At 58.9% G+C, this 12,453-nt stretch carries 10 protein-coding genes; all 10 read left to right on the forward strand.

The annotated features are described in order from the left end of the window. Positions 1-4 precede the first annotated feature (4 nt). The 10 genes from AC0NIL_RS29740 (at position 5) to AC0NIL_RS29785 (ending at position 11,130) form a co-directional block, all read left to right on the forward strand. On the forward strand, positions 5-1,312 hold the full coding sequence (locus tag AC0NIL_RS29740) for an FAD-binding protein (protein WP_473573951.1): 1,308 nt from the start codon (positions 5-7) through the stop codon (positions 1,310-1,312). A gap of 12 nt (positions 1,313-1,324) precedes the next feature. Next, on the forward strand, positions 1,325-1,624 hold the full coding sequence (locus tag AC0NIL_RS29745) for a ferredoxin family protein (RefSeq protein ID WP_473573911.1): 300 nt from the start codon (positions 1,325-1,327) through the stop codon (positions 1,622-1,624). A gap of 162 nt (positions 1,625-1,786) precedes the next feature. After that, the gene (gene nifA, locus AC0NIL_RS29750) at positions 1,787-3,535 is read left to right on the forward strand and encodes a nif-specific transcriptional activator NifA (protein WP_473573910.1); all 1,749 of its coding nucleotides are present in this window, start codon (positions 1,787-1,789) and stop codon (positions 3,533-3,535) included. A 487-nt stretch (positions 3,536-4,022) separates the two neighbouring features. Further along, on the forward strand, positions 4,023-5,504 hold the full coding sequence (gene nifB / locus AC0NIL_RS29755; protein ID WP_473573909.1) for a nitrogenase cofactor biosynthesis protein NifB: 1,482 nt from the start codon (positions 4,023-4,025) through the stop codon (positions 5,502-5,504). A 30-nt stretch (positions 5,505-5,534) separates the two neighbouring features. Continuing rightward, positions 5,535-5,729: a 4Fe-4S dicluster domain-containing protein gene (locus AC0NIL_RS29760; RefSeq protein ID WP_473573908.1), complete on the forward strand. Its 195-nt coding sequence runs from the start codon at positions 5,535-5,537 to the stop codon at positions 5,727-5,729. 90 nt (positions 5,730-5,819) lie between these two features. Further along, positions 5,820-6,140, forward strand: coding sequence for a nitrogen fixation protein NifZ (locus tag AC0NIL_RS29765; protein WP_473573907.1), 321 nt, complete (start codon positions 5,820-5,822; stop codon positions 6,138-6,140). Then, positions 6,137-6,349, forward strand: a complete 213-nt coding sequence (gene nifT / locus AC0NIL_RS29770) for a putative nitrogen fixation protein NifT (RefSeq protein WP_473573906.1) — start codon at positions 6,137-6,139, stop codon at positions 6,347-6,349. The genes AC0NIL_RS29765 and nifT overlap by 4 nt, the downstream gene beginning before the upstream one ends. Positions 6,350-6,386: 37 nt before the next feature. Then, a complete protein-coding gene (locus AC0NIL_RS29775) occupies positions 6,387-7,271 on the forward strand; it encodes an SIR2 family NAD-dependent protein deacylase (protein ID WP_473573905.1) in 885 nt (294 codons plus the stop codon). 92 nt (positions 7,272-7,363) lie between these two features. After that, complete coding sequence (locus AC0NIL_RS29780) at positions 7,364-9,226, forward strand: ABC transporter ATP-binding protein (protein ID WP_473573904.1); 1,863 nt, start codon at positions 7,364-7,366, stop codon at positions 9,224-9,226. Beyond that, a complete protein-coding gene (locus AC0NIL_RS29785; protein WP_473573903.1) occupies positions 9,226-11,130 on the forward strand; it encodes an ABC transporter ATP-binding protein in 1,905 nt (634 codons plus the stop codon). Before AC0NIL_RS29780 ends, AC0NIL_RS29785 begins: the two co-directional genes overlap by 1 nt. The last annotated feature ends 1,323 nt before the right edge of the window (positions 11,131-12,453 follow it).

Raw genomic sequence — 12,453 nt, forward strand, 5'->3', positions numbered from 1 at the left:
GCAGATGATCAAGGAAGAGTTCGACGCCATTGTCATCGGCGCCGGAATGGCCGGGAACGCAGCCGCCTACACTATGGCAAGCGACGGCTTGAATGTGCTCCAGTTGGAGCGAGGTGAATATCCGGGTTCTAAGAATGTCCAGGGTGCTATCATGTACGCGAACATGTTGGAGAAGATCATTCCGGATTTCCGCGATGATGCACCTCTCGAGCGGCACCTGGTTGAACAGCGGCTATGGGTTATGGACGACACCTCCCACACCGGAATTCACTACCGGTCTGACGATTTTAACGAGGTGAAGCCCAATCGCTATACGATCATCCGTGCCCAGTTTGATAAATGGTTTTCGCGCAGGGTGCGGGAGGCCGGTGCGACCGTTTTGTGCGAGACCACGGTGACGGACCTCGTGCGTGACAGCAAGGGCAAGGTGATCGGCGTCCGCACGGATCGGGCTGGCGGAGTGATCTACGCGGACGTGGTTGTTCTTGCAGAGGGTGTCTGCGGACTGCTTGGGACACGGGGCGGCCTGCGCAAGATGCTGAAGCCGCAATCCGTTGCGCTCGCAGTCAAGGAAATGCATTTCCTGCCCGAAGAGGTCATTGAGCAGCGGTTCGGCGTGAAAGGGGGTGAAGGCTGTGTGATTGAGGCAGTCGGCACGATATCCCACGGCATGGCCGGGCTCGGGTTCCTCTATACCAACAAGGAATCGATCTCACTGGGCATCGGCTGCCTCGTCTCGGATTTCGCCGCCAAGAGGGAGAGCCCGTACGACCTTCTCGACGCATTCAAAAACCATCCTTCGGTCCGGCCGCTGATTGCCGGTTCGGAGGTGAAAGAATATGCGGCGCATCTCATTCCTGAAGGCGGCTACAAGGCTATTCCGCAGCTCTTTGGCGACGGCTGGGTGGTTGTCGGCGATGCCGCGCAATTGAACAACGCCGTTCACCGCGAGGGCTCCAACCTTGCCATGACCTCGGGCCGCATGGCGGCGGAGGCTATCATCCAGGTCAAGAGACGCAACGATCCTATGACCAAGCGCAACCTCGCCCTTTACAAGGCAATGCTGGACAAATCATTCGTGATCAAAGACCTGCGGAAATACAAAGACATGCCGGCTTTGCTCCACACGAACGCCTCCAATTTCTTCACGACATACCCTGGGTTGATGTCGCAAGCTGCGCAGAATTTCATGCGTGTCGACGGCACGCCAAAGATCGAGAAGGAAAAGGCGACCACGGCAGCTTTCATCAAGGCGCGCTCGCGCTGGGGGCTGATCAGCGACGCGGTTCGCTTGGCATTGGCGTGGCGGTGAGGCACTGACGACATGACGAACCCGGTGACGAAATTACGTGTCGAAGACAAGCTTTACCAGAACCGTTATTTAGTGGACCCCGGCCGTGCGCATATAAAGGTGCGGCCGCACGAGCAACCGAGCGCAAGTCTGCTCGCACTGACCCACGTCTGTCCCGCGAAATGCTATGAGCTGAACGACAAAGGTCAGGTCGAAATAACCGCCGATGGCTGCATGGAGTGCGGCACCTGCCGCGTTTTGTGCGAGGCCAGCGGCGAGATCGAATGGAACTATCCGCGTGGTGGCTTTGGCGTGCTCTTCAAGTTCGGATGATCGGCCTTGGCACCGGTTCAGGGCAGCTGTGCACTCCCAAAGTTATGACAAAGCGCAATCTTGCCGGCACCATCGCGCCAAGTGCGGAGGGAGTGAACGTCCTGAACTGATGAAAAGGCGCTTGGGAGGAGCACCCCTGACCACAACCGCTGAGGTCTTTCCATGGCTCACATATCCCCGGATCGGGTCAACGAAGCAGGACGTCGAGACACATTCCGCAAACCCGCCAGTGAGAGGAACGAAGCAGATGACTGGCACAGGGGAATCTATGAGGTCTCGAAGGCGCTGATGGCTCCCGCTCGGCTGGAGGTTACGCTCACCAACGTCGTGAGCACTCTCCCGTCCTTCCTCCAACTGCGTTATGGAGCAATCTTTGTCCTCGGCTCTGAAGGTGAGCCGGAGATCGCTGCGAGTGCAGGCAGCGCAGGCACTCACCCCATCATACCAAAGGCCGCAATAAATCAAATCCTCGCAACGGGCACGCGGCTCGTCATCGCGGACCTCAGGACGTCCGAGTTTTTTCAGAGCGACCTTCAAACTCGTCCTGGCGTCAATCCCCTCCCGATGGCCTTTATCGGCGTCCCGGTTAAGGCCGAGGACAGGGTCCTTGGGACGTTGTCGATCGTAAGAGACAACGACTACGGGTCCCGCTACGATGAGGACATCTGCTTCCTGACGATGGTTGCCGACCTCGTCGGCCGGGCTATTCGCCTGCATCGCGCCTTGACTGCCGATCGTGAGCGGCGCGTCGATGAGCACTGGCCTGCGGAGAATTCGTCCAACGAGGACCGGACCGGCCCCGTCGCGCACGCGCCTGTCAAGATGGATGGGATCATCGGGGAGAGCCCCGCACTCAAGCAGGTGCTCAAAACCGTCTCCATTGTAGCAAGGACGAATTCCACCGTGCTTCTGAGGGGCGAAAGCGGCACGGGCAAGGAGTTTTTTGCGCAAGCCATTCACAAGCTCTCGCGCCGGCGGACGAAGTCTTTCGTCAAGTTGAACTGCGCCGCACTGTCGGAAAGCGTTCTGGAGTCGGAGCTTTTCGGACATGAAAAAGGTGCCTTCACAGGGGCAATTTCCCAGCGCGCCGGCCGTTTTGAACTGGCAAACGGGGGAACGCTGCTGCTGGACGAAATCGGCGAGATCTCGCCTGCCTTCCAAGCCAAGCTGTTGCGCGTCTTGCAGGAAGGCGAACTGGAGCGTGTCGGCGGTAGCAAGACGCTGCAGGTCGACGTGCGACTCATATGCGCCACCAACAGGGATCTCGAGTCGGCTGTCGTAAACGGGGATTTCAGGGCCGACCTCTATTTTCGCATCAATGTGGTGCCAATCATCCTGCCTCCGCTCAGGGAGCGGCCGGGGGACATTCCTCGCCTTGCGAACGCCTTCCTCAAACGATTCAACAAGGAGAACCATCTCGAACTCGCCTTCTCGCCGTCGGCGCTCGAGTTTATCTCGCAATGCTACTTCCCTGGTAACGTCCGCGAATTGGAGAACTGCGTACAAAGGACGGCCACTTTAGCGCCCTCGAGGACAATCACTGCATCGGATTTTGCCTGCAACAATAACCAATGCCTGTCTTGGCTCCTTTGGAAAAGAGCTGATCATTTGCACAGCGGCAATCCCGGCAACCAGCGCTTTCGAAGCACTATGATGCCCGGCGGATTGGCGATGCCGGGCGGGCGTTTCGGCGCCCCGCAGGACAACGTGCGACCCCATACTGCCGACCCTGCAAAGGAGGATTCCGCTCTCCCCCCAATAGGCCCGCGCCTGACGGAACGCGACCGGCTGATCGATGTGATGGAGAAGGTCGGCTGGGTTCAGGCCAAGGCCGCCCGTGTCCTCGGCGTCACGCCGCGACAAGTCGGATACGCTTTGCGCCGACACGGCATCGAGGTGAAGAAATTTTAGCATTCTCATGACGTGAAGAACGAGAACCCAGCGACAGCTGCGCGAACTGTGTCGGAGCCCAGGCCGAAGTTGCGCGAGCGTGTGATGCTGTCACACCCCCTTCATACATCTGCGTCTTGCCGATCGCAGAAAGGAGTTCCCCACCCTCCTGAATCGGAACCCTTCAGACCCAGTTGAGCAGTGCCAACTTCACCACGGACGAATGCGCCTGGCCGAGGGCCGGCTGAGCGGTCGACGCGCGTGATCGCCCTCGGCACAGCTGCCGACGGTCTTCCGACGAGGATGTTGTCTTTCTTGAACTGATTGTCCGGCCGCAGTCGTCTTCCTCACGTTCTAAGTGTGCCCCTGTAAGAAGTCCGACAAGCTATGTCGGAGCAACTCCATGATATCCGACGGCGAAGCCAATTGGGTGAGCTAGCGCCACCTTTTCAGTTGGCATCGCTCTTGCGCTTCGAACGGCGACATTAACCCGTAACGGAGCCGTTCAATGGCCGCACCGGCTACTTCAGTTGAGAGCCTGACCGGCGCGAGGGTCTCGGACCAGTTGCTGGTGAGCGCCAAGTCGGATGGCTGCGCATCTTCCCCCTGCGGAGCGTCGACAGGGCTGGACGATGTGGATCCGGCCATCTGGGGCAAGATCAAGGACCACCCGTGCTTTTCAGAAGAGGCGCACCACTATTTCGCGCGTATGCACGTCGCTGTCGCTCCGGCCTGCAATGTCCAGTGTAACTACTGCAATCGCAAATATGACTGCGCCAACGAAAGCCGGCCCGGGGTTGTCTCGGAAAGACTGACGCCCGATCAGGCAGTCCGCAAGGTGATCGCGGTCGCCAATGAGGTGCCGCAGCTTTCGGTGCTTGGCATCGCCGGGCCGGGTGATGCCTGCTACGACTGGGAGAAGACGAAGGCCACGTTCGAACGCGTAGTCAGGGAAATCCCCGACCTCAGGCTTTGCGTCTCCACGAACGGGCTCGCGCTGCCGGAACATGTCGACGAGCTTGCCGACATGAATGTCGATCACGTGACGATCACAATCAACATGGTCGATCCGGAAATCGGTGCGAAAATCTATCCCTGGATCTTTTACGGTCACCGCCGCTATTGCGGCGTCGAAGGCGCCAGTATCCTGCACGAGCGGCAGATGCTCGGGTTGGAGATGCTCAGCGCACGCGGCATCCTCACCAAAATCAATTCGGTCATGATACCCGGAGTGAATGACCAGCACCTGATTGAGGTGAACAAGTGGGTCAAGCAGCGCGGCGCGTTCCTCCATAACGTCATGCCTCTGATCTCGGACCCGGCGCACGGCACCCACTATGGATTGACTGGGCAGCGTGGCCCAAATGCAATGGAGATGAAGGCTCTTCAGGATCGTCTCGAAGGCGGCGCCAAGTTGATGCGCCACTGCCGGCAGTGCCGGGCAGATGCCGTCGGCCTGCTGGGTGAGGATCGTGGCCAGGAATTCACGCTCGACCACATCCCCGGTGAGCTCACCTACGATGCCAGCAAACGCGAAGCCTACCGTGGGTTGGTCGCGGACGAGCGCCGCGATCACCTGGCGGCCAGGAGCGAAGCGATCGGAGTGGTGAAGACATCGAGTTCCGGAAAGTCCCTTCTCATCGGGGTGGCGACTAAAGGCGGCGGTCGCGTCAACGAACACTTCGGCCATGCCAAGGAATTCCAGATGTATGAAGCCTCGGCGCGGGGGATCAACTTTGTCGGTCACCGCAAGGTTGAGCAGTATTGCCTCGGGGGTTGGGGCGAGAACGCCACTCTCGACGGGGTCATCGCCGCGCTGGAAGGCGTAGACTTCGTGCTTTGCGTCAAAATCGGAGATTGCCCCAAGGATCAGCTCGCGGCCGCCGGTATCCGAGCAACCGACGCTTACGGCCATGACTACATCGAAACGGCAATCGGCGTGATTTACGCCGCCGAGTTCGGCGTCCCGGCACGCGCGGCAACGGCCTGACCTATCTCACTACTCGAATCAGGAGTCAAAATGGCTTTCAAGATCATCGCATCCCAATGCACACAATGCGGCGCCTGCGAATTCGAGTGTCCCTCGGGTGCGATCAAGTTCAAAGGCGAGAGCTACGTGGTCGAGCTGCAGAAGTGCACCGAATGCGAGGGAACTTTCGAAACGCAGCAATGTGCTTCGGTGTGTCCTGTGCCGAAGACCTGCGTTCCTGCCTGAGTCCACTGGTTACCCGCACAACTGGCTGCTCCGGGGGAATGCCTGCGCGCCTCATCAATGACAGTGGCCAAAGAGAACCAAGGATCCGCCATGTGGCTTGCACGCGAACAGGAGGTGGAAGTCCGCAGACCTCCTCAATTTCAGCCGGGAGAGCGGGTTCGTGCGACTCGTCACGTTAGGAATGACGGCACCTATCCTGGCAGGGAGATCGGCGAAAATCTCGTGCGCAAGGGCGAAGACGGTTATGTGCGCGACGTCGGCACTTTTCTCCAGCAGTTCTTCATCTACGCAGTCGAATGGATCGACCGCGGGACGGTCGTGGGCATGCGAGCGCGTGAATTGATGAGCCTCGACAAACCCGACCCTCTCTTCAACGCCGAAGAAAACGCCAAACAAGGAACGGCCGGATGAAAGTAATGATCCGCAGGATCGATTCGGGGCTGTCGGCGTATGTCCCCAAAAAGGACCTCGAAGAGCCGATCATCAAATTCGAGAACCAAGGCCTCTGGGGCGGGGTCGTAACGCTCAGGAACGGGTGGCGGCTCCTCCTACCCGATCTTCCGCCACATACGCGCCTGCCAATCACCGTCGAGGCAAGGAAGCTTCCCAGCGAGGACTGATGCTACCCCTCGATGAGAGGATCAAGAGGAAAAGAGCATGAACACGATCCCGACCTCCGGCCACCTCGTCGTCGTGCGGGACAGTTTCGCCCGAAAGCTGCTTGAGCTGGCTAGACAAGCGCTTGTCTCGGATCAGGTGATCCCATATCTCGGTCCGGGTCTCCTCCGGCTAAGCTCAGGGGAGTCGCCTGTACCGTGTACCCCGGAGGCCGTCGCCGCCGCACTCAATACGCGGGCGCCGGCCCCCTCGAAGATCCGCACCAACATGTGGTCCGTCGCGCAATTCATCGAGCAGCGCCGGCATCGCCGCACACTTCAAACCTGGATGACAGATATATTCGCGGGGCCGACGACGCCGACCCTCCTCCACAACTGGCTCGCAAAGCTCCCGCTCTCGCTCATCATCGACAGCTGGTACGAAGGCGCCATGAGGGCGGCGCTGGCTGAGGCCGGGCGAACCGACGTCGCCGAGATACAAGGCGTCACGCGGGCGAACGAAGTTCGCGACATCTGGACCAGAACCTACGACTTGTTCGGAAGGGAGCTTGAGGCCGGAGCAGCGACAGAGACGGTTCTCTATGCGCCTCACGGCAGTATCAGGCCGGCCGGAAATTTCCTCATCGCCGATTCCGATTATGTCGAAGCCCTGACTGAGATCGATATCCAGACGCCCATTCCTCACGTGGTCAAGGAACGACGTGTCCACCGAGGGTTTTTCTTCGTTGGCTGCCGCTTCAACGATCAAATGCTGCGCACTTACGCCAGGCAGATCATGAAGCGCTCGGGAGGCCCCCGTTACGCGATCATGGATGGTCAAACGCTGACAAGAAACGAAGCCCGTTTCCTGGCGGCAAGCGGAATCACGGTGATCGACATGCCAGCGAGCGAAGCCGTCGCACAACTCGCCGGATCAGCGTCTTGAGCCGATGGCGGCCCGGATCACCTTGGAGGGCGTCTTTGGTGTGAGTCGACCGGCTCGGTTCCGAAGGCACAAAATTCAGTCGGGGACATTCTGTGGGCAGTGATGCTGTTGGCACTACCCTTCTCAAATCTTCCGCGCATTTGAAAGCGGCCGGGTGGGGTCGGGGCTTAAACATACTACTGCGCATTACGCGCATCAATTTGAGGCACCCGTGGCAGGTCGCACTTGCTATCGGTTCGACCATCATAGCCGTGGTCCTGCAGTTGCTAATTCCGTGGCTTCTCGGCTGGGCTGTCGACCAGACCCAGGTGGCAATCGGGAGGGATCTCACGGGGAAAGCTGCAGAACAAAAGCTCTGGATTCTGGCTCTCCTGCTGCTGGTAGCGAGTTTGCTGCGCGGCCTCTTCACCATGGCGCAAAACTATTTTGCCGAAGCCGTCGGGCATCACGCCGCGTACGAACTGCGACTGGCTTGTTATGAGAAAGTCCAGCGCCTGAGCTTTTCCTTTCACGACCGGGTGCATTCAGCCGACCTGATCACTCTCGGCATTCTCGATCTCGACGGCGTGCGCATGTATTTTTCCACCGCTCTGGTTCGGTTGCTTATGCTCATCATGCTGATTGGGATCGGCGCCTGCATGATGATTTCTACCGACCCGGTGCTCGGTCTCATCGCCCTGAGCTTCATGCCTTTCGTGGCCTGGCGGTCGTCGGTCACACAGCTCAAGCTACGTGCCATCTGGCTGGATCTGCAGGAGCGGCTTTCCGTCTTGGGTCGCGTGATGGAGGAAAATCTCGCAGGCATCCGCGTTGTCCGGGCGTTTTCGGCGCAAGCCTATGAAATGGTAAAGTTCGACCGCGCCTCGAAAAATGCGCTCAAACTCGCCCACGAGCAGGTTAACGTTTACGTGACCAATACGTCGGCAATGACCCTGGCCTTCTTTTTCGCCATGGGGTTGGTCCTCTGGATCGGTTGCAACAAGCTCATCGCCGGCCAGATCAGCGTTGGCACTCTCACGATGTTCCTGACGTTCATGACCATACTGCAAATGCCCGTCCGCCAGATCGGGCTGATGGTGAACGGCTTCGCCCGCGCTTACACTTGCGGTTCGCGCGTCTTCGGTCTGCTCGACCAGGACACCACGATAAGGGATGCTTCCGGTGCAAGACCACTCGAAATCGGCGAAGGCACCCTGCGGTTCGACAATGTCTCGTTTGCATATCCCGGCGCCGAAAACCGCGTTATTCTGAAGAACATCACGTTTAGCGCCCATAGGGGCGAGACGATCGCGATCGTGGGTCCGCCGGGTTCGGGAAAATCGACAATCGCTCACTTAATTCCTCGCTTTTATGACGTCACTGGCGGCACCATCATGCTTGACGGGCAGGACGTCCGCGGGGTGACCTTGGCTACGCTTCGCAAGGCGGTCGCCATCGTACAGCAGGATGCATACCTGTTCACCACCACGATCGAGAACAACATCGCTTATGGCGACCCCTGGGCGAAGGAACAGCGGATTGAACACGCCAGCGAAGCCGCCCAGTTGCACAATTACATCCTTGGCCTGCCCGCGGGCTACAAGACGGTCGTTGGCGAACGTGGTGGATCTCTCTCTGGTGGGCAGCGTCAGCGTCTCACCATAGCTCGCACGATGATGTTGCGCCCCTCAATCGTCGTTTTCGACGACTCAACGGCCGCGATCGACGCCGCCACAGAGCAGCGCATCCGCGCGGCGATAGGGCATTTCGCCAAAGATAGGGTGACAATCATTATCGCGCACCGGCTGAGTTCCCTCAAGCACGCCAGCCAGATCCTGTTTGTCGACAACGGCGAGATCGTGGAACGCGGCACTCATCAAGAGCTTTTGGCCAAGCGAGGACGCTATAAGGCCCTTTATGATCTTCAGTTGCGCCCTGGACATGACTTTGCGGCCACGTTTGGAGGTGCGCCCTGATGGCCAAGCAGCACGCCGACGAGCTCAAAATCGAACCGAATGATAGCGGTAGGCGTCCTCCGCGCGCGGTCGTCGGGTCCCCTCGCATCGAGGAGGAGATCTTTGGCCGAGCTTTCGACAAGAACATCATTCGCCGCATATGGGCCTTCGTTCATCCCTACCGAACCATGGCGGGCGTCTCACTTGCCGCATTGCTAATTTTCACTGGCACGCAGCTTCTCATCCCGCTGATCATCCGCTACGCCATCGACCACGCCATAACCCCGGCAGGCGCTGATGCCTCCGCCCTGCTTGAGGCCGCAGTCGCGTTTGCGCTTGCCATTCTGGTTTATTTCGGCGCGGCGTACGCGCTGGAAACCGTGGTAGGGAAAATGGCCGAGAACGTCCTTTTCGACATCCGCCGCGCCATGTTTGCCCATCTGCAGAAGGTATCGCTCTCCTTCATGGACAGGACCGAGGTAGGACGCCTGATGTCTCGCCTTCAGGGCGACGTCAACTCTATCCACGAATTTCTCGAAAACTCGATCTACTCCGTAGGCGACATTGCGCTTCTCTTCGGCATCATTTTCGTAATGCTGTCGGTCAACTTCAGCCTCGGCTTTCTGACGCTTTCGGTCTTACCGGCCCTGTTGATTATTCGAATCGTGTGGCTGCCGCGTGCTCGCGAAGCCTTCATGGCTGCGCAGGAGACCAATTCAGTCGTCAACGGCGCATTGGCCGAAGCGATTCAGGGCGTGCGCACCGTCCAGTCCATGGACCGCCAGTGCGTAAACTTCGTATTGTATGACGAAAAGGCACGTGCCGATCTCAGGACTCACCTGACTGCTGCCAGGTATGCACAGGTCATGGTCCCGATCGTCGATGGCCTCACCGGTCTCGCCATGGCGGTCGTTATTGTGGTCGGCGGCTCCATGATTATGAATGGCCGCATCGGTGTAGGCGTATTGGTGGCATACATATTCTATATTCAACGCTTCTTTGATCCAATTCGCTCCCTTACCCTGCAGTATTCGGTCATGCAGCGCGCGATGGCCTCCGGCAAGCGCCTGATCGATGTGCTCGACGTCAAGGTCGAAGTCCAGGACAAGCCAGATGCGAGGGTCCTTTCGCCGGAAGTTGACTGCTCGGTCGAGTTCAGGAACGTTACGTTCGGCTACGAGCCCAACCATCCGGTGCTGAAAAACGTCTCCTTCCGGGTCAATCCCGGCGAGACGGTCGCATTAGTCGGACCGACCGGCTCTGGCAAATCGAGCGCGATGGCCCTCGTCCACCGTTTCTATGAAGCTCAGCAAGGCCAAGTGATGGTCGGCGGACATGATGTGCGCGATCTCACACAGGACTCCCTCGGCAACCAGATCGCCATGGTGCTGCAGGAGCCGTTTCTGTTTACCGGGACGATCTTCGAGAACATCCGCTACCACAAGACGGAAGCTACACGGGACAAAGTGATCGGGGCGGCCAAGGTAGTCGGAGCCCACGATTTCATCATGAGCCTTCCCGGCAGGTATGAAACTCAACTCGGCGAACGCGGCGGCAATCTTTCTCTCGGCCAGCGCCAGCTTGTCAGTTTCGCCCGCGCTCTCGTCGCCGACGCCAAGATCCTTGTTCTAGACGAGGCCACCGCCAGCATCGACAGCTACACGGAAATGGTGATCCAAAAGGCTCTCCGAAAGCTCCTCGAAGGCCGGACTGCACTTGTCATCGCCCACCGTCTCGCCACAATCCGTGGTGCCGATCGCATTATCGTGCTTCAGAATGGCCAGCTTCTTGAGAGCGGCAACCATGGCAAGCTGATGGCGAGGGGCGGGCTCTATTCCAAACTCTACGATCTGAACTACTCGTCGTTCGACGACATTCCCGAAGAGGATGTCGATCCTACCGGACACACCGCCTCTAGTACCTGATGCTCCTTGCGAGCCATATCCAGCCGTCCACTCGTCTGAGGGGCACCTAGCCGCGGACGAACCGTTCAACAAGCATCTCGGGTGATTACGAGCAGGATGGCCCCGTATTTCGGTCAGCCAGCCTCTGTACCTCAAGCGAGACCGAAGCATTTCTCACCAGGCGACGTCATTGCTTCGATGCCTGCATCAGAGACTTTTTTGGCTCATCCCGTCACGGTGTTTCCAGTAATTCGCGGACAGCCTTTGCGCTTTAGCCGAACGGCGCATGAAACCTGACCATCACTGGCCAGACCGGAACGGGCTGGCCTCGCCTCGGCCAACCGGCCCGGTTCGAGAAAACTTGGGAAGTAGCTTCCCCTCCTGGTCGCGATAGCCGTTGCCCTGGGCCGTGTGCAACAGGTTCTGGTCCCAGGAGTCCTCCGTCTCCTGGAGGCCCTCGTCAACCCGTTCATCGATCGCGGACCCCTCGCTAAGCGAATATAGATATGGCGCACTTTGTTGACCGCACTCGTAGGTACTCTTCGACATGCACTCATCAGACGAGCAAGAACGTCTCGAATTCTTCCATTTCATGCCGGGGGGTGCCAATGCTTTTTACGCTTGTACCCGATGCGAGTCGACGGGAAGAAAGCCTCATGATGGCTCGGCCAGCTCCCATCAATCTCGCAGGCTGACAAGTCGACCAAAGACGCCCATTCGACGTGATCTGGATCAGCGACACGAGGACCAGAAACAGCCCAGATCGACGTGCAATGGTTCACGACACCAGACGTTCAGGTGCGGAGCTCCGGACGGCCTTGCGCCGCGCCGGGTGGCGGTGCGAAATAGAGCCCCTGCACCGGCAGCGGGCGTGAGCGGAGATAGCGCAAGACCACCCTCCCCATGAACCTCAGAAAAGCCCCGCGCGAGGCGCGTATTGCTACCGACCATGAGCCGCCTCATGATTATTTCGCCTGAGCATCCGGCAGATCGACAAGGGTGTGGAGATGATGCTGCACGAAGTCATCGCCAAAGCTGGCAAACATCACCAGGAACGCGCAGCAGCTAAGACAGAAACATCGACTTGTGTCGCTCTCGCGAGTTGCCCACTCCCATGACAAGCCCGGTATTGGTTAGGCGCGTCTGCCCGCGAGGTTAGGCAATATAGCGGCGAGATCGGATGCACGCCCAGCCCGGCGTGACGAGCCGTTTCAGCCAGCACCGCTTCGCCTGATCTCGACAATTCGTTGAACCAAATGACGAGATGCAGTCCAGCTTCCCCTTTCAATGGTGATGCGATCGCCGAAACGCCGCTGCAACGAGCTCAGCAATGCCTGCCGGCGG

The sequence above is a fragment of the Mesorhizobium sp. WSM1343 genome (assembly GCF_055901535.1).

Coding starts and splice junctions, on each gene's coding strand:
- nifB (WP_473573909.1), top strand. CDS start 4,023: ATGGCCGCACCGGCTACTTCAGTTGAGAGCCTGACCGGCGCGAGGGTC.
- AC0NIL_RS29745 (WP_473573911.1), top strand. CDS start 1,325: ATGACGAACCCGGTGACGAAATTACGTGTCGAAGACAAGCTTTACCAG.
- AC0NIL_RS29740 (WP_473573951.1), top strand. CDS start 5: ATGATCAAGGAAGAGTTCGACGCCATTGTCATCGGCGCCGGAATGGCC.
- AC0NIL_RS29775 (WP_473573905.1), top strand. CDS start 6,387: ATGAACACGATCCCGACCTCCGGCCACCTCGTCGTCGTGCGGGACAGT.
- AC0NIL_RS29765 (WP_473573907.1), top strand. CDS start 5,820: ATGTGGCTTGCACGCGAACAGGAGGTGGAAGTCCGCAGACCTCCTCAA.
- nifT (WP_473573906.1), top strand. CDS start 6,137: ATGAAAGTAATGATCCGCAGGATCGATTCGGGGCTGTCGGCGTATGTC.
- AC0NIL_RS29785 (WP_473573903.1), top strand. CDS start 9,226: ATGGCCAAGCAGCACGCCGACGAGCTCAAAATCGAACCGAATGATAGC.
- AC0NIL_RS29760 (WP_473573908.1), top strand. CDS start 5,535: ATGGCTTTCAAGATCATCGCATCCCAATGCACACAATGCGGCGCCTGC.
- nifA (WP_473573910.1), top strand. CDS start 1,787: ATGGCTCACATATCCCCGGATCGGGTCAACGAAGCAGGACGTCGAGAC.